The organism is Pseudomonas mucoides, from assembly GCF_015461845.1.
Taxonomy (GTDB): Bacteria; Pseudomonadota; Gammaproteobacteria; order Pseudomonadales; family Pseudomonadaceae; genus Aquipseudomonas; species Aquipseudomonas mucoides.
On sequence record NZ_JACOPW010000003.1, the window covers coordinates 250,061 to 265,927 of the forward strand.

The following is a 15,867-nucleotide window of genomic DNA, read 5'->3' on the forward strand; positions in this document are numbered from 1 at the left end:
CAGCCTTTTTAGCACAGTCTCCAAATGCAATCTATCGGCCGGTCTTTGCGGTGGTTTTTCCTTGACCGGGAACACACTCAGCGCCACTCTGACGCCACTTTTTCATGTCCGTTCGGACCATCCATTTTCGAGGAAAAACCCATGAGCGTTCGCGTCGGGATTGTCATGGATCCTATTGCCAGCATTTCCTATAAAAAGGATAGCTCGCTGGCCATGCTGCTGGCCGCGCAGAAGCGCGGCTGGGAACTGTTCTATATGGAACAGGGTGATTTGTACCAGGCTGAAGGCCAGGCGCGAGCGCGGATGCGACCGCTGAAAGTCTTCGCCAACCCGCAAAAGTGGTTCGAACTGGAAGCCGAGACCGATGCGCTGCTGAGCGATCTGGACGTGATCCTCATGCGCAAGGATCCGCCGTTCGACATGGAGTTTGTGTACTCCACCTACCTGCTGGAGCAGGCCGAGCGTGATGGCGTGCTGGTGGTCAACAAACCGCAGAGCCTGCGTGACTGCAACGAAAAGCTGTTCGCCACGCTGTTCCCGCAGTGCACGCCGCCGACCATCGTCAGCCGTCGCCCTGACGTGCTGCGCGAATTCGCCGACCATCATGGCGATGTGATTCTCAAACCGCTGGACGGCATGGGCGGTTCCTCGATTTTCCGTCACACCGCCGGCCACCCGAACCTGTCGGTGATCCTCGAAACCCTGACCCTGCATGGCAAGCAGCAAATCATGATCCAGGGTTATCTGCCGGCCATCGTCGATGGCGACAAGCGCATCCTGATGATCGACGGCGAGCCCGTGGATTACTGCCTGGCGCGCATTCCTGCCGCTGGCGAAACCCGTGGCAACCTGGCGGCCGGCGGTCGTGGCGAAGCTCGCCCATTGACCGACAAGGACCGCTGGATCGCCGCACAAGTGGGCCCGACCCTGCGCGAGAAAGGCCTGCTGTTCGTGGGTCTGGACGTGATCGGCGAACATTTGACCGAAATCAACGTCACCAGCCCGACGTGCATTCGCGAGATTGATAATGCGTTCGGCACCGACATTGGTGGTCTGCTGATGGATGCGATACAGAAGCAGCTTCAAGTTGCGAGCCGCAAGCCTCAAGTTTGAAACGCACGCCGGCAGCTTGTCGCTTACTGCTTGAAGCTTGAAGCTAAAAACCAACATTGCGTTATCATGCCGAGCCCGTAAAAACGCGATGTTGGTTTTTCTGCCATGACACTCCCGTCCGATCTGCCCGCTGAACTCGCCCATCGTGGCGTGCGCCCGGCCGATCGCCTCGGTTTTACCCTGTTTCTTGCAGCGTTGATTCACCTGGCCTTGCTGTTGGGCGTCGGCTTTACGATGGTCGAGCCCAAACAGATCAGCAAAACCCTGGAAATCACCCTCGCCACCTTCAAAAGCGAAAAAAAGCCCGAGAAAGCTGATTTCCTCGCCCAGGAAAATCAGCAAGGCAGCGGCACCCTGGATAAAAAGGCCATTCCCAAGACCACCGAGGTCGCGCCGTTCCAGGACAACAAGGTACAAAAAGTCACGCCACCGCCCGCCGCCAAGCCTGAAGTGCAGGAAGCGCCGCCCAAGGCTGCCGTGACGACCATCGCACCGAAGCCGAAAAAAGCCCCGGCCAAGAACGAAGAGGTCAAACCTCAGACCAAAGCGGAAGTGGCCGCGCCGACGTTTGACAGTTCCCAGCTGTCCAGCGACATCGCCAGCCTCGAAGCGGAACTGGCCAACGAACAACAGCTGTATGCCAAACGCCCGCGCATCCACCGCTTGAGCGCGGCCTCGACCATGCGCGACAAAGGTGCCTGGTATAAGGATGAATGGCGCAAGAAGGTCGAGCGCATCGGCAACCTCAACTACCCCGATGAAGCTCGCCGCCAACAGATTTACGGCAATTTGCGCTTAATGGTCTCGATCAACCGCGATGGCTCGCTGTATGAAGTGTTGGTGCTGGAGTCGTCCGGGCAGCCGTTGCTGGATCAGGCGGCGCAGCGGATCGTCAGGCTCGCCGCGCCGTTTGCGCCGTTTACCGGGGACCTTTCGGACATCGACCGCCTGGAAATCATCCGCACGTGGAAGTTTGCGCGTGGGGACAGACTGTCCAGTAACTGACACGCCCGCTCCCACAGGAATCTGTGTTGTTAGCGGTTTTTTGCGGCATTTCCTATGCATCCCCAGCTTGTCAGTTTGCCCCTCCAACGCCACACTAGCGCTCATGAAGAACGTCAGCCCCAGCTACCTCAAGCATCACTTCCTGATCGCCATGCCTCACATGGCCGACCCGAACTTTGCGCACACCTTGACCTACATCGTCGAGCACACCGCCAATGGTGCCATGGGGCTGGTGATCAACCGCCCGCAAGACCTGAACCTGGCCGAGATCCTCGAGCAACTGCGCCCGGACATCGAGCCGCCAGCGCTGTGCCGGCATGTGCCGATTTTCATCGGCGGACCGGTGCAGACCGATCGTGGTTTTGTCCTGCATCCCAAGGGCCAGGGCTATCAGGCGACCGTTGATCTGGAAGACGATCTGTCCCTGTCCACTTCCCAGGACGTGCTGTTCGCCATTGCCGACGGCGTGGGTCCGGCGAAAAGCCTGATCGCCCTCGGTTACGCCGGCTGGGAAGCCGGGCAACTGGATGCCGAACTGGCGCAGAACGCCTGGCTGACCTGCCCGTACGACGCCGACATCCTGTTCAACACCAGCAGCGAACTGCGCCTGGAAGCGGCGGCCAAACATTTGGGCGTCAATCTCAGCCTGCTGACCAGTCAGGCGGGGCACGCCTGATGGCCCTGCGCCTGATCTTGGGTTTTGACTACGGCACCAAACAGATCGGCGTCGCGGTCGGCCAGGTGATTACCGGCCAGGCCCGCGAGCTGTGCACCTTGAAGGCGCAGAACGGCGTTCCCGACTGGAATCAGGTCGAAGCCCTGATCAAGGAGTGGAAACCCGACGCAGTGGTGGTCGGCCTGCCTTTGAACATGGACGGCACCCCGAGCGACATGTGCCTGCGCGCGGAAAAATTCGCCCGCCGCCTGAATGGCCGCTACAACCTGCCCTTCTATACCCACGATGAACGCCTGACCACGTTTGAAGCCAAAGGCGAGCGACGTGATCGCGGCGGGCAAAAAGGCAGTTACCGCGACAACCCGGTCGACGCCATCGCCGCCGCCCTGCTGCTGCAAGGCTGGCTCGACGAGAACAGCGCGCTGTTCGAATCCTGAAGCAACGAATCCTCAAGAGCCGCCGCAGGCGACTCTCTATAGCGACACCCCGAGCCACCCATCAAGCAGCACCCGGCTCGGGCCCAAGAAGGAGCAACCATGAGCCTGCCCAATCCCGCCGAACTGATCAGCCAGATGGCGATCCGTCTAAAGGCCCACCTGGAACACCGTGGCATCAGCGAACCGCGTTACATCGGTATCCGTACCGGCGGCGTCTGGGTCGCCCAGGCGTTGCTCGAAGAACTGGGCAGCGACTCGCCGCTCGGCACCCTGGACGTGTCCTTCTACCGTGACGACTTCAGCCAGAACGGCCTGCACCCACAAGTTCGCCCGTCGGCGCTGCCGTTCGAGATCGAAGGCCAGCACCTGGTGCTGATCGACGACGTGCTCATGAGCGGCCGGACCATCCGCGCCGCCATGAACGAACTGTTCGACTACGGCCGCCCGGCCAGCGTAACGCTGGTTTGCCTGCTGGACCTCGACGCCGGCGAGTTGCCGATCAGTCCGGATGTGGTTGGCGCGACGCTGTCGCTGGCCGCTCACGAACGGGTCAAGCTGTCCGGTCCCGAGCTCAAGCTTGAACTGCAAGACCTCGCCCTTTAATCCGCCCTATTGAGAGTCCCCCTCGCGATGACGCCTCTAGATACCAAGCGCCCGCTGCAGCTCAATGATCAGGGCCAGCTGCGCCACTTCCTCTCGCTCGACGGTTTGCGCCGCGAGTTGCTGACGGAAATCCTCGACACCGCCGACTCGTTCCTTGAAGTCGGTGCCCGGGCGGTGAAGAAAGTCCCGTTGCTGCGCGGCAAGACCGTGTGCAACGTGTTCTTCGAAAACTCCACCCGCACCCGCACCACCTTCGAACTGGCGGCCCAGCGGCTGTCGGCGGACGTGATCACCCTGAACGTGTCGACCTCGTCAGCCAGCAAGGGCGAAACCCTGCTCGACACCCTGCGCAACCTGGAAGCCATGGCCGCCGACATGTTTGTCGTGCGTCACGGTGATTCCGGCGCGGCGCACTTCATCGCCGAGCACGTCTGCCCGCAAGTGGCGATCATCAACGGCGGCGACGGCCGGCACGCGCACCCGACGCAGGGCATGCTCGACATGCTGACCATCCGTCGCCACAAGGGCGGCTTCGAAAACCTCTCGGTGGCCATCGTCGGCGACATCCTGCATTCGCGGGTGGCACGTTCGAACATGCTCGCGCTGAAAACCCTCGGTTGCCCGGACATTCGCGTGATCGCGCCGAAAACCCTGCTGCCGATCGGTATCGAGCAATACGGCGTGAAGGTCTACACCGACATGACCGAAGGCCTGAAAGACGTCGACGTGGTGATCATGCTGCGCCTGCAACGCGAGCGCATGGCCGGCGGCCTGTTGCCGAGCGAAGGCGAGTTCTACCGCCTGTTCGGCCTGACCACCGCACGCCTGGCCGGGGCCAAGCCGGATTGCATCGTCATGCACCCGGGGCCGATCAACCGTGGCGTGGAAATTGAGTCGGCGGTGGCCGACGGTCCGCACTCGGTGATCCTCAACCAGGTCACCTACGGTATTGCGATTCGTATGGCCGTGCTGTCGATGGCCATGAGCGGGCAGACTGCGCAACGTCAATTCGAGCAAGGCCAATTCGAGCAGGAGAACGCCCAGTGAAGCTCAGCATTCTCGGCGCACGCGTGATTGATCCAGCCTCTGGCCTGGATAAAGTGACTGACATCCACATTGAAGCCTGCAAGATCGTCGCCCTGGGCGCCGCGCCAGCCGGTTTTGTCGCGGTCGACACCCTTGACGCCCAAGGCCTGGTGGCCGCCCCCGGGCTGGTTGACCTGAACGTCGCCCTGCGCGAGCCGGGCTACAGCCGCAAAGGCTCGATCATCAGCGAAACCCGCGCCGCGGCCGCGGGTGGCGTGACCAGCCTGTGCTGCCCGCCGAAAACCAAACCGGTGCTGGACACCTCGGCCGTAGCCGAACTGATCCTCGACCGCGCCCGTGAAGCCGGCAACACCAAAGTCTTCCCGATTGGCGCCCTGAGCAAAGGCCTGGACGGCGAGCAACTGGCCGAGCTCGTTGCCCTGCGCGATGCCGGTTGCGTGGCCTTCGGCAACGGCCTGGACAGTTTCCGCAACACCCGCACCCTGTGCCGGGCGCTGGAATACGCAGCGACGTTCGACCTGACGGTGATTTTCAACTCGCAGGACCACGACCTGGCCGAAGGTGGCCTGGCCCATGAAGGTCCGACCGCGAGTTTCCTCGGTTTGCCGGGCATTCCGGAAACCGCTGAAACCGTGGCCCTGGCCCGTGACCTGTTGCTGGTCGAGCAAAGCGGCGTACGTGCGCACTTCAGCCAGCTCACCAGCGCTCGCGGTGTGGCCCTGATCGCCCAGGCCCAGGCCCGTGGGCTGCCGGTGACCGCCGACGTGGCGCTGTATCAGCTGATCCTGACCGATGAAGCCTTGATCGACTTCAGCAGCCTCTACCACGTCCAGCCGCCGCTGCGCACCCGCGCCGACCGCGACGGCCTGCGTGCGGCGGTGAAATCGGGGGTGATCTCGGCCATCTCCAGCCACCACCAACCGCATGAGCGCGACGCCAAACTGGCGCCGTTCGGCGCGACAGAGCCGGGCATCAGCAGTGTTGAGTTGCTGCTGCCGCTGGCAATGACGCTGGTGGAGGATGGTTTGCTGGACCTGCCGACGTTGCTGGCGCGGTTGAGTGCCGGGCCTGCCGAAGCGCTACGTTTGCCGGCCGGTAAGCTGGCAGTGGGTGGGCCGGCGGATATCGTGCTGTTCGACCCTGCAGCGTCGACCGTGGCGGGTGAAACCTGGCTGTCCAAGGGTGAGAACTGCCCGTTCATTGGGCATAGCCTGCCGGGTGTGGTGCGTTACACCTTGGTGGATGGGCGGATTAGCCACCAGGCGTAATACCGCGTCGCTGCAATCGTGAGCAGGCTTTGCTCCTACGGGATTGTGTATGAACACCCTGTAGGAGCATGGCTTGCCAGCGATGGCTTACTGGAAAGCGCCTCTGTTCTGGGCGTTACGCACCGAAACCTGGTCATTGAGCGTCCAGAAGTCATACAGCACCCCGACAAAGAACAACCCGCCCGTCACCAGGTACAGCAACCCGCTGATCCACTTCCCCTGATACATCCGGTGTACGCCGAACACCCCGAGAAACGTCAGCAGAATCCACGCCACGTTGTATTCGATCGGTCCCGCGGTGAACCGAAGGTCTGCTTCACGGTCCATTGCCGGAATCAGAAAAACGTCGATCAGCCAGCCAATTCCCAGCAAGCCAAGGGTGAAGAACCAGATCGTCCCGGTCACCGGCTTGCCGTAATAGAAGCGGTGAGCGCCGGTAAAACCGAAAATCCACAGCAGATATCCGATCACTTTGCTGTGCGTATCTTGATGCGCGGCGGACTGTTGATAGCTGTTCATGGAGCACCTCGATTCACACGATAGATAAATATTCTTTAAATCTTTGTGACTTTTTTACAGGTTGCCGACGTATGGCAAATGGTACCGTGATGTCCGTCAAAGCCTTATAGCACCTGACTTCTGTCCGACAATTGCGTCTATTTTCCGCTTGTTTGGTTCCATTGACCCCCAGGTTGAATCGACCAACGGCCTCGGAAGGACAAAAAAAGCTGTTATAAAGTTGCGCGTTCACCTATTCGAGCCCTGCCTAATGCGTCCATTTTTCAAGACATGGCTAACCATTTGCCTTTTGATGCCACTGGCCGCCCACGCCACCAATCGTGAGCAACGTCTTCCAAACGTTAATGGTTACACCCCAAAATCCCATGTTTCTGCTCCTTCGAGCAAAAACAAACAAAATACAAAACACTCGGCCCAGCTGAGCGACAACAGCAAGCTTGTTCCGCCGATGGCGAGCAAGACCAGCAGCAACGTGCTGAGCCGCGCTGTAAACGTCCTAGGTACTCCTTACCGTTGGGGCGGCAGCAGCCCAAGTAAAGGGTTCGACTGCAGTGGCCTGGTGAAATACGCGTTTAACGACGCCACGTTTGACCTGCCGCGCACCTCTAACGCCATGGCCAGTGGTCACGGCGAGAAAGTCGATCGCAGCGATTTGAAGCCGGGCGACCTGATTTTCTTCAACATCAAGAGTCGTCGGGTCAATCACGTTGCCATCTACCTGGGCAACGACCGCTTCATCCACGCGCCACGCCGTGGCAAGTCGGTGACCATCGACACGCTGAAAAAACCGTACTGGGAAAGCCACTACGTGGTTGCCAAGCGGGTCCTGCCGAAAGAGAAGAACACACTTCAGGTTGTTCAGCGCTGATCTGCTGACGCCTTCGCGGCTTTTGTGGCGAGGGAGCTTGCTCCCGCTGGAGTGCGCAGCGCTCCCCGTTTTTAGGTCTGCTTCGCAGCCCAGCGGGAGCAAGCTCCCTCGCCACAGGTCCGCGTTCACCCCTCAAAAGTTATCCGGTGACCGCGCCTTCTCCCGCGCCTGCTCGCGGCTGATCAAGCCTTTGGTCACCAAGTCCTTCAAGCACATATCCAGCGTCTGCATCCCCAGGTTCCCGCCGGTCTGAATCGACGAGTACATCTGTGCAACCTTGTCTTCGCGGATAAGGTTACGAATCGCCGACGTGCCGAGCATGATCTCGTGCGCCGCAATTCGCCCGCCGCCGATCTTCTTCACCAGCGACTGCGACACCACCGCCAGCAACGACTCTGACAGCATCGAGCGCACCATCGATTTCTCATCCCCCGGAAACACATCCACCACCCGGTCGATGGTTTTCGCCGCTGAGGTGGTGTGCAGCGTGCCAAACACCAGATGCCCTGTCTCGGCGGCGGTCAGCGCCAGGCGAATGGTCTCCAGGTCCCGCATCTCCCCCACCAGAATCACGTCCGGGTCCTCCCGCAGCGCCGAGCGTAGCGCCGTGGCGAAACTGCGCGTATCGCGATGCACTTCGCGCTGGTTGATCAGGCATTTGCGCGATTCGTGGACGAACTCGATCGGGTCTTCGATGGTGAGGATGTGGTGATGGCGATGGTTGTTCAGGTAATCGATCATCGCCGCCAACGTAGTGGACTTGCCGGAGCCGGTCGGCCCCGTCACCAGCACCAGCCCGCGTGGCGCGTCGGTGATTTTGCGAAATACCTCACCCATGCCGAGGTCGTCCATGCTCAGGACTTTTGACGGAATGGTCCGGAACACTGCGCCTGCGCCACGATTCTGGTTAAAGGCGTTAACCCGAAAACGCGCCACGCCGGGCACTTCAAAGGAAAAATCGGTTTCCAGGTGTTTCTCGAAGTCCACCCGCTGGGTGTCGTTCATGATGTCGTAGATCAGCGCCTGCACCTGTTTATGGTCGAGGGCCGGCAGGTTGATGCGTCGCACGTCGCCATCGACACGGATCATCGGTGGCAGGCCGGCGGACAAGTGCAGGTCGGATGCGCCCTGTTTAGCGCTGAAAGCCAGCAGTTCAGTGATATCCATAGCGCCCCTCAATTCCAGTAGAATGCCGCGAACCTTCAGACCGCTGGCGCACATTGAATGTCCACGATAGCAGACAACATTGCTCAGGTTAGTTCACGCATCCGTGCCGCCGCCCTGGCCGCCCAGCGCGATGAGCACAGCGTTCAGCTCCTGGCCGTGAGCAAGACCAAACCCGCCCAAGCCCTGCGCGAAGCGTACGCCGCCGGCCTGCGTGACTTTGGCGAGAACTACCTGCAGGAGGCTTTGGGCAAACAGCTCGAACTGGCCGACCTGCCCTTGATCTGGCACTTCATCGGCCCCATTCAATCGAACAAGACTCGCGCTATCGCCGAGCACTTCGCCTGGGTGCATTCCGTGGATCGATTGAAAATCGCACAACGCCTGTCCGAACAACGTCCTGCCGATCTGCCGCCCCTGAACATCTGCATCCAGGTCAACGTCAGCGGTGAAGCCAGCAAATCCGGCTGCACCCCGGCCGACCTGCCGGCCCTGGCCAAGGCCATCAGCGAATTGCCGCGCCTCAATTTGCGCGGGCTGATGGCGATTCCCGAGCCGACGGATGATCGTGCCGAACAGGATGCCGCTTTTGCTGCCGTACAACGCCTGCAAGCCAGCCTGGATCTGCCGCTGGACACACTTTCCATGGGCATGAGCCATGACCTCGAGTCGGCCATCGCCATGGGCGCCACATGGGTCCGCATCGGTACGGCCCTGTTCGGCGCCCGCGACTACGGTCAACCATGAACAATGGCCGACTCTTCTATTTATAAGGACCTGACATGAGCAAAACCCGTATTGCCTTTATCGGTGCCGGCAACATGGCCGCCAGCCTGATCGGCGGCCTGCGCGCCAAAGGTCTGGACGCCTCGCAAATCCGCGCCAGCGATCCGGGTGCAGAAACCCGCGCCAAGGTGGCCGCCGAACACGGCATCGAAGTCTTCGCTGACAACGCTGACGCCATCCAGGACGCCGATGTCGTCGTATTGGCGGTCAAACCTCAGGCGATGAAAGCCGTGTGCGAAGCGATTCGCCCGAGCCTCAAGCCGAATCAACTGGTGGTATCAATTGCCGCGGGCATCACCTGCGCCAGCATGAACAACTGGCTCGGCGCCCAGCCGATCGTACGCTGCATGCCCAACACCCCGGCGCTGCTGCGTCAGGGCGTGAGCGGTTTGTATGCCACCGCGGAAGTGAACGCCGATCAACGCCAGCAAGCTCAAGAACTGCTCTCGGCCGTGGGCATTGCCCTGTGGCTGAACGAAGAGCAGCAACTGGACGCAGTCACCGCGGTGTCCGGTTCCGGCCCGGCGTACTTCTTCCTGCTGATCGAAGCCATGACCGCCGCCGGCGTGAAACTTGGCCTGCCAGCAGACATCGCCGCACAACTGACCCTGCAAACCGCGCTGGGCGCCGCGCACATGGCGGTTGCCAGCGATGTCGATGCCGCCGAACTGCGTCGTCGTGTCACGTCGCCTGCGGGCACCACGGAAGCTGCGATCAAGTCGTTCCAGGCCGGTGGCTTTGAAGCCCTGGTCGAAACAGCACTCGGCGCCGCCGCGCATCGCTCGGCCGAGATGGCTGAGCAGCTCGGTCGCTAATCAGCTCTTACAAAGGAATCAACGATGCTCGGACTCAATGACGCTGCCATTTTCATCATTAAAACCCTTGGCAGCCTGTACCTGCTGATCGTACTGATGCGTTTCATCCTGCAACTGGTTCGGGCGAACTTCTACAACCCGCTCTGCCAGTTCATCGTCAAGGCCACGCAACCGCTGCTCAAGCCGCTGCGTCGGGTGATCCCGAGCATGTTCGGGCTCGATATGTCGTCGCTGGTGCTGGCGCTGATCATCCAGATGCTGCTGATCGCCGTCATCCTCGCGCTCAAAGGCTTCATGGTCGACTGGCTGCTGTTGGTGCCATGGGCCCTGATTGCGCTGTTCTCGCTGTTTTTGAACATACTGTTCTACGCCATGATCATCAGCGTCATCCTGTCCTGGGTCGCCCCGGGCAGCCATAACCCTGGCGCCGAGCTGGTCGCGCAGATTACTGAACCGGTGCTCGCGCCGTTCCGCCGGATCATCCCGAACCTGGGCGGTCTCGACATCTCGCCGATCTTCGCCTTCATCGTGATCCAACTGCTGCAAAGCTGGCTGATCCCGCGCCTGGCGTACTTTGCCTTCATGCCGCAGGGGCTGCTCGGCCTGATCTGATGAGCTACTTTCGCTGGGAAGGTGACGACCTGATTCTGGAGTGTCACCTGCAACCGGCGGCCCGCAGCGATGATTTCTGCGGGCTGCACGGCGATCGCCTGAAGATCCGCCTGACCGCGCCGCCGGTTGAAGGCAAGGCCAATGCGTATCTGATGGCGTTTTTGGCCAAGGCGTTTGGTGTGCCCAAGAGCCAGGTCAGTTTGATCAGCGGTGAGTTGAACCGGCAGAAACGGGTGCGGATTTGTTCGCCGAAGAAACTGCCGGAGTTGCCTGATCTGGTGCGTCCGGCGGACTGACCGCGTCATCGTTCATCGCGGGCAAGCCACGCTCCCACAGGGGATCGCATTCCATTGTGGGAGCGTGGCTTGCCCGCGATGGCCGTGCCTCGGTCTGACAGGGAAAATCAGCTCAGCCCTTTGCTTGCCGCTAACCCCACCGGTCTTTAGACTTACGCCTCATTTCAACGAGAGCAGGGTCGATGCCAACTGCCTTTCCCCCCGATTCTGTTGGTCTGGTGACGCCGCAAGTGGCGCACTTCAGCGACCCCCTGGCCCTGGCCTGCGGGCGTTCGCTTCCAGCCTATGACCTGATCTACGAAACCTACGGCACGCTGAATGCCACGGCGAGCAACGCCGTGCTGATTTGCCATGCGTTGTCCGGTCACCATCACGCTGCCGGTTTTCACAGCGCCGACGACCGTAAACCCGGTTGGTGGGACAGCTGCATCGGTCCCGGCAAGCCGATCGACACCACCAAATTCTTCGTGGTCAGCCTGAACAACCTCGGCGGTTGCAACGGTTCCACGGGCCCGAGCAGCATCAATCCGGAAACCGGAAAGCCGTTTGGCGCCGATTTCCCGGTGCTGACCGTGGAAGACTGGGTGCACAGCCAGGCGCGACTGGCCGACCGTATCGGCATCAGCCAATGGGCGGCGGTGATTGGCGGCAGCCTCGGCGGCATGCAGGCGATGCAATGGAGCATTACCTACCCGGAACGCATTCGCCACTGCCTGGCCATCGCCTCGGCACCCAAGCTGTCGGCGCAGAACATCGCCTTCAATGAAGTGGCACGCCAGGCCATCCTCACCGACCCCGATTTCCACGGCGGCTCGTTTCAGGAAGCGGGCGTGATCCCCAAGCGCGGCTTGATGCTGGCGCGGATGGTCGGGCACATCACTTACCTGTCCGACGATTCCATGGGTGAAAAATTCGGTCGCGGCCTCAAGAGTGAGAAGCTCAACTACGACTTCCACAGCGTCGAGTTCCAGGTCGAAAGCTACCTGCGTTATCAGGGTGAAGAGTTCTCCGGGCGTTTCGACGCCAACACCTACCTGCTGATGACCAAGGCGCTGGACTACTTCGACCCGGCAGCGAACTTCGACGATGACCTGGCGAAAACTTTCGCCAACGCCCAGGCCAAGTTCTGCGTGATGTCCTTCACCACGGACTGGCGCTTCTCCCCTGCCCGCTCGCGGGAACTGGTGGATGCGCTGATGGCGGCCAAGAAAGACGTCTGCTACCTCGAGATCGACGCTCCGCAAGGCCACGACGCCTTCCTGATTCCGATCCCGCGTTATTTGCAGGCGTTCAGCAACTACATGAACCGAATCAAGTTGTGAGAAAGCCATGAGAGCTGATCTGGAAATCATCCAGGAATGGATCCCCGCTGGCAGTCGCGTGCTCGACCTCGGCTGCGGTGATGGCGAACTGCTGACCTGGCTGCGCGACAACAAGCAAGTCACCGGTTACGGCCTGGAAAACGACCCGGACAACATCGCCGAGTGCGTGGCCAAGGGCATCAACGTCATCGAGCAGGACCTGGACAAGGGCCTTGGCAACTTTGCCAGCAACAGCTTCGACATCGTGGTCATGACCCAGGCGCTGCAAGCTGTGCATTACCCGGACAAGATCCTCGACGAAATGCTGCGGGTCGGCCGCCAGTGCATCATCACCTTCCCCAACTTCGGTCACTGGCGCTGCCGCTGGTACCTGGCGAGCAAGGGCCGGATGCCGGTTTCCGAGTTTCTGCCGTACACCTGGTACAACACGCCGAACATCCACTTCTGCACTTTTGAAGACTTTGAGGCGTTGTGTCGCGAACGTGAAGCCAAGGTCATTGATCGGCTTGCCGTGGATCAACAGCATCGGCACGGGTGGGCCAGTAAGCTATGGCCTAATCTGTTAGGTGAGATCGGTATTTACCGCGTCAGCAGCCCCGGGCTGCAGGATCACAAGGTCGCGGTCTGAACTACGACATTCCAAGGAGAAAGAACATGGGTCGTCTAGCGCTGTTTGTACTTACTGCCTGCCTGAGTATCACTGCCATGGCCGCTGACGTCATCAAGGGCGAACGCCAGGAAACCTTCGGCGACGTGACGGTGCACTACAACACCTTCAACTCCACGTACCTCACCCCGGACATCGCCAAAGCGGCGGAGCTGGTTCGCAGCAAGAATCAGGGCGTGATCAATGTGTCCGTGATCAAGGACGGCAAGCCGCTGGTAGCTTCAGTGACCGGCTCGGTCAAAGACCTGACCAGCCAGAGCGTGCCGTTGAACTTCAAACAGATCACCGAACAGGGCGCGATCTACTACATCGCCCAATACCCGGTGGACCAGCAGGAAATCCGCACCTTCGAGATCAAGGTGCAGAACGGCGACAAAATCAACACCATCAATTTCAACCAAGAGCTTTTCCCCGGCGAATGATCAATTTCACGCAACTCGTACTGGCCAGCCATAACGCCGGCAAACTCAAGGAACTCCAGGCCATGCTCGGCGACTCGGTGCAATTGCGCTCGATCGGCGAGTTCAGCAGCGTCGAGCCTGAAGAAACCGGCCTGTCGTTCGTCGAGAACGCCATTCTCAAGGCCCGCAACGCCGCACGCATTTCCGGTTTGCCGGCGCTGGCTGACGATTCCGGGCTGGCGGTGGATTTCCTAGGCGGTGCGCCGGGTATCTATTCGGCTCGTTATGCTGACGGCAAGGGCGATGCGGCGAACAACGCCAAACTGCTCGACGCCTTGAAAGACGTGCCGCAAGCCGAACGCGGCGCGCAGTTCGTCTGCGTCCTCGCGCTGGTTCGCCACGCCGATGATCCATTGCCGATCCTCTGCGAAGGCCTGTGGCACGGGCGGATCCTGACGGCCGCCAGTGGCGAGCACGGGTTTGGTTACGACCCGCTGTTCTGGGTCCCGGAGCGCGATTGCTCCAGCGCCGAGCTGAGCCCGAGCGACAAGAACCAGATCAGCCACCGCGCCCGTGCAATGGATCTGCTGCGCCAGCGTCTGGGACTGAAATGACCCACGACTCATCCGCGTCACCGCTGATCTTCGGCGGCGACGCCCAATCGCCACGGGCAGCGCTGCCCGTGCTGCCGCCTCTGGCGCTGTACATCCACATCCCGTGGTGTGTGCGCAAATGCCCTTATTGCGACTTCAACTCCCACACCGCCAGCCCGGTGCTGCCGGAAGAAGAGTACGTCGACGCCTTGCTCACTGACCTCGATCAGGACCTGCACGCGGTATACGGCCGTGAGCTGAGCTCGATCTTCTTTGGCGGTGGCACGCCTAGCCTGTTCAGCGCCGCGGCCTTGGGCCGCTTGCTCAAAGGCGTCGAGCAACGGATTCCGTTTGCCAGTGACATCGAAATCACCCTGGAAGCCAATCCGGGGACGTTCGAGCAAGAGAAATTCGTCGCCTACCGCGCACTGGGCATCAATCGCCTGTCGATCGGCATCCAGAGCTTTCAGGAAGAGAAACTCAAGGCGCTGGGGCGGATTCACAACGGTGACGAAGCGGTGCGTGCCGCCGGCATGGCCCGTCAGGCCGGGTTTGATAACTTCAACCTGGACTTGATGCACGGTTTGCCCGATCAGTCGCTGGAAGATGCCCTGAACGACCTGCGTACAGCCATCGCCCTGAAACCGACTCATCTGTCCTGGTATCAGCTGACGCTGGAGCCGAACACGGTGTTCTGGAATCAGCCGCCGACGCTGCCCGAAGACGACACGTTGTGGGACATTCAGGAAGCGGGTCAGGCGCTGCTTGCTGAACACGGTTACGCGCAATACGAAGTCTCGGCCTATGCGCAACCGGGTCGCCCGGCGCGGCATAACCTCAATTACTGGAGTTTCGGCGACTTCATCGGCATCGGCGCTGGCGCCCACGGCAAGCTCAGTCATCCGGACGGGCGCATCGTGCGCACCTGGAAGACCCGCCTGCCCAAGGATTACCTCAACCCGGCGAAAAGCTTCAAGGCCGGCGAGAAAGCGCTGACCCATGATGAGATGCCGTTCGAGTTCCTGATGAACGCGCTGCGCCTGACCGAGGGCGTCGAATCGCGGCTGTATCCGGAGCGCACCGGGATGTCCCTGGAAAGCCTCGCCGAAGGCCGCCGGGTCGCCGAACAAAGTGGCTTGTTGCAGGTCGAACCGTCACGTCTGGCGGCCACCGAGCGCGGACAGCTGTTTCTCAATGACTTGCTGCAGACATTTCTGAGCTGATTTCAGCCTTAAGGGAAAACGAATGGATTTGATACTCGACCTGCTCGCCACCGTGTCCCGCTGGAGCCGCAGTAACCTGTCGGAAATTGCCCTGGCCTTGGTGGGCTGCTTGCTGGTGCTGTTCGGTTCGGATTTCAAAACCTGGGTCGAGCAACGCCTGGGTAGCATCGCCGGTGCCTTGCGCGTCCCGCTGATGGCCCTGTTGTGCATGATCGGCAGCGGCGCCGCGCTGATCTACGCCACGCCGTGGGTCGTGCGCGGCCTGAGCCAGTTCAACAACTACAGCCTGGCGCCGGTGTTGTTGGTGGTGCTGGTGCTGATCGGTGTAGTCGCCGACCGCCGCTGATCTTTGGTCACACCCAAAACAACTGTAGGAGCCGAGCTTGCTCGCGATGGCGGTTTAACAGTCAGCATAAATGTTGAATGTCAGGGCCTCATCGCGAGCAAGCTTG

The 15,867-nt window shown here is 60.8% G+C and carries 20 protein-coding genes; 18 read left to right on the top strand and 2 right to left on the bottom strand.

Annotation, left to right across the window (positions count from 1 at the left end; translation table 11 throughout):
• Positions 1 to 141 precede the first annotated feature (141 nt).
• The 7 genes from gshB (at position 142) to H8F22_RS16015 (ending at position 6,149) form a co-directional block, all read left to right on the top strand.
• Positions 142 to 1,113, top strand: a complete 972-nt coding sequence (gshB, locus tag H8F22_RS15985; RefSeq protein WP_027926572.1) for a glutathione synthase — start codon at positions 142 to 144, stop codon at positions 1,111 to 1,113.
• A gap of 105 nt (positions 1,114 to 1,218) precedes the next feature.
• Entirely contained in the window at positions 1,219 to 2,118 is a 900-nt protein-coding gene (locus tag H8F22_RS15990; RefSeq protein WP_027926571.1) for an energy transducer TonB, read from the top strand.
• A 103-nt stretch (positions 2,119 to 2,221) separates the two neighbouring features.
• Positions 2,222 to 2,794 (top strand): YqgE/AlgH family protein, encoded by a 573-nt coding sequence (locus H8F22_RS15995; protein WP_027926570.1) that lies wholly within the window; start codon positions 2,222 to 2,224, stop codon positions 2,792 to 2,794.
• Positions 2,794 to 3,231 (top strand): Holliday junction resolvase RuvX, encoded by a 438-nt coding sequence (gene ruvX / locus H8F22_RS16000; protein ID WP_007945492.1) that lies wholly within the window; start codon positions 2,794 to 2,796, stop codon positions 3,229 to 3,231. The genes H8F22_RS15995 and ruvX overlap by 1 nt, the downstream gene beginning before the upstream one ends.
• 99 nt (positions 3,232 to 3,330) lie before the next feature.
• Positions 3,331 to 3,834: a bifunctional pyr operon transcriptional regulator/uracil phosphoribosyltransferase PyrR gene (gene pyrR / locus H8F22_RS16005; RefSeq protein ID WP_027926569.1), complete on the top strand. Its 504-nt coding sequence runs from the start codon at positions 3,331 to 3,333 to the stop codon at positions 3,832 to 3,834.
• Positions 3,835 to 3,861: 27 nt separating this feature from the next.
• Complete coding sequence (locus H8F22_RS16010; protein ID WP_027926568.1) at positions 3,862 to 4,881, top strand: aspartate carbamoyltransferase catalytic subunit; 1,020 nt, start codon at positions 3,862 to 3,864, stop codon at positions 4,879 to 4,881.
• Positions 4,878 to 6,149: a dihydroorotase gene (locus tag H8F22_RS16015; protein ID WP_059182019.1), complete on the top strand. Its 1,272-nt coding sequence runs from the start codon at positions 4,878 to 4,880 to the stop codon at positions 6,147 to 6,149. Before H8F22_RS16010 ends, H8F22_RS16015 begins: the two co-directional genes overlap by 4 nt.
• Before the next feature lie 87 nt (positions 6,150 to 6,236).
• On the opposite strand, the gene H8F22_RS16020 is transcribed toward H8F22_RS16015, so the two are convergent.
• Positions 6,237 to 6,668, bottom strand: a complete 432-nt coding sequence (locus tag H8F22_RS16020) for an NINE protein (RefSeq protein ID WP_027926566.1) — start codon at positions 6,666 to 6,668, stop codon at positions 6,237 to 6,239.
• Between the two features lie 250 nt (positions 6,669 to 6,918).
• On the opposite strand from H8F22_RS16020, the gene H8F22_RS16025 reads away from it, so the two are divergent.
• A complete protein-coding gene (locus H8F22_RS16025) occupies positions 6,919 to 7,536 on the top strand; it encodes a C40 family peptidase (protein WP_027926565.1) in 618 nt (205 codons plus the stop codon).
• A gap of 132 nt (positions 7,537 to 7,668) precedes the next feature.
• Here the strand turns inward: H8F22_RS16025 and H8F22_RS16030 are convergent, their stop codons facing one another.
• Positions 7,669 to 8,703, bottom strand: coding sequence for a type IV pilus twitching motility protein PilT (locus H8F22_RS16030; RefSeq protein WP_027926564.1), 1,035 nt, complete (start codon positions 8,701 to 8,703; stop codon positions 7,669 to 7,671).
• A 57-nt stretch (positions 8,704 to 8,760) separates the two neighbouring features.
• Between H8F22_RS16030 and H8F22_RS16035 the strand changes: the two genes are divergently transcribed.
• The 10 genes from H8F22_RS16035 (at position 8,761) to H8F22_RS16080 (ending at position 15,761) form a co-directional block, all read left to right on the top strand.
• Positions 8,761 to 9,447 (top strand): YggS family pyridoxal phosphate-dependent enzyme, encoded by a 687-nt coding sequence (locus H8F22_RS16035; RefSeq protein WP_027926563.1) that lies wholly within the window; start codon positions 8,761 to 8,763, stop codon positions 9,445 to 9,447.
• A 35-nt stretch (positions 9,448 to 9,482) separates the two neighbouring features.
• Complete coding sequence (gene proC / locus H8F22_RS16040) at positions 9,483 to 10,301, top strand: pyrroline-5-carboxylate reductase (RefSeq protein ID WP_027926562.1); 819 nt, start codon at positions 9,483 to 9,485, stop codon at positions 10,299 to 10,301.
• A gap of 24 nt (positions 10,302 to 10,325) precedes the next feature.
• The gene (locus H8F22_RS16045; protein ID WP_027926561.1) at positions 10,326 to 10,913 is read left to right on the top strand and encodes a YggT family protein; all 588 of its coding nucleotides are present in this window, start codon (positions 10,326 to 10,328) and stop codon (positions 10,911 to 10,913) included.
• Positions 10,913 to 11,209: a DUF167 domain-containing protein gene (locus H8F22_RS16050; RefSeq protein ID WP_194940448.1), complete on the top strand. Its 297-nt coding sequence runs from the start codon at positions 10,913 to 10,915 to the stop codon at positions 11,207 to 11,209. Before H8F22_RS16045 ends, H8F22_RS16050 begins: the two co-directional genes overlap by 1 nt.
• Before the next feature lie 182 nt (positions 11,210 to 11,391).
• Positions 11,392 to 12,531: a homoserine O-succinyltransferase MetX gene (gene metX / locus H8F22_RS16055; protein ID WP_027926559.1), complete on the top strand. Its 1,140-nt coding sequence runs from the start codon at positions 11,392 to 11,394 to the stop codon at positions 12,529 to 12,531.
• A gap of 7 nt (positions 12,532 to 12,538) precedes the next feature.
• The gene (gene metW / locus H8F22_RS16060; RefSeq protein ID WP_027926558.1) at positions 12,539 to 13,159 is read left to right on the top strand and encodes a methionine biosynthesis protein MetW; all 621 of its coding nucleotides are present in this window, start codon (positions 12,539 to 12,541) and stop codon (positions 13,157 to 13,159) included.
• Positions 13,160 to 13,185: 26 nt separating this feature from the next.
• Positions 13,186 to 13,620, top strand: a complete 435-nt coding sequence (locus tag H8F22_RS16065) for a DUF4426 domain-containing protein (protein ID WP_027926557.1) — start codon at positions 13,186 to 13,188, stop codon at positions 13,618 to 13,620.
• Positions 13,617 to 14,213: an RdgB/HAM1 family non-canonical purine NTP pyrophosphatase gene (rdgB, locus tag H8F22_RS16070; RefSeq protein ID WP_194940449.1), complete on the top strand. Its 597-nt coding sequence runs from the start codon at positions 13,617 to 13,619 to the stop codon at positions 14,211 to 14,213. Before H8F22_RS16065 ends, rdgB begins: the two co-directional genes overlap by 4 nt.
• Complete coding sequence (gene hemW, locus H8F22_RS16075; RefSeq protein ID WP_228758820.1) at positions 14,210 to 15,415, top strand: radical SAM family heme chaperone HemW; 1,206 nt, start codon at positions 14,210 to 14,212, stop codon at positions 15,413 to 15,415. The genes rdgB and hemW overlap by 4 nt, the downstream gene beginning before the upstream one ends.
• Before the next feature lie 22 nt (positions 15,416 to 15,437).
• Entirely contained in the window at positions 15,438 to 15,761 is a 324-nt protein-coding gene (locus tag H8F22_RS16080; protein WP_027926554.1) for a DUF3392 domain-containing protein, read from the top strand.
• Positions 15,762 to 15,867: the final 106 nt, after the last annotated feature.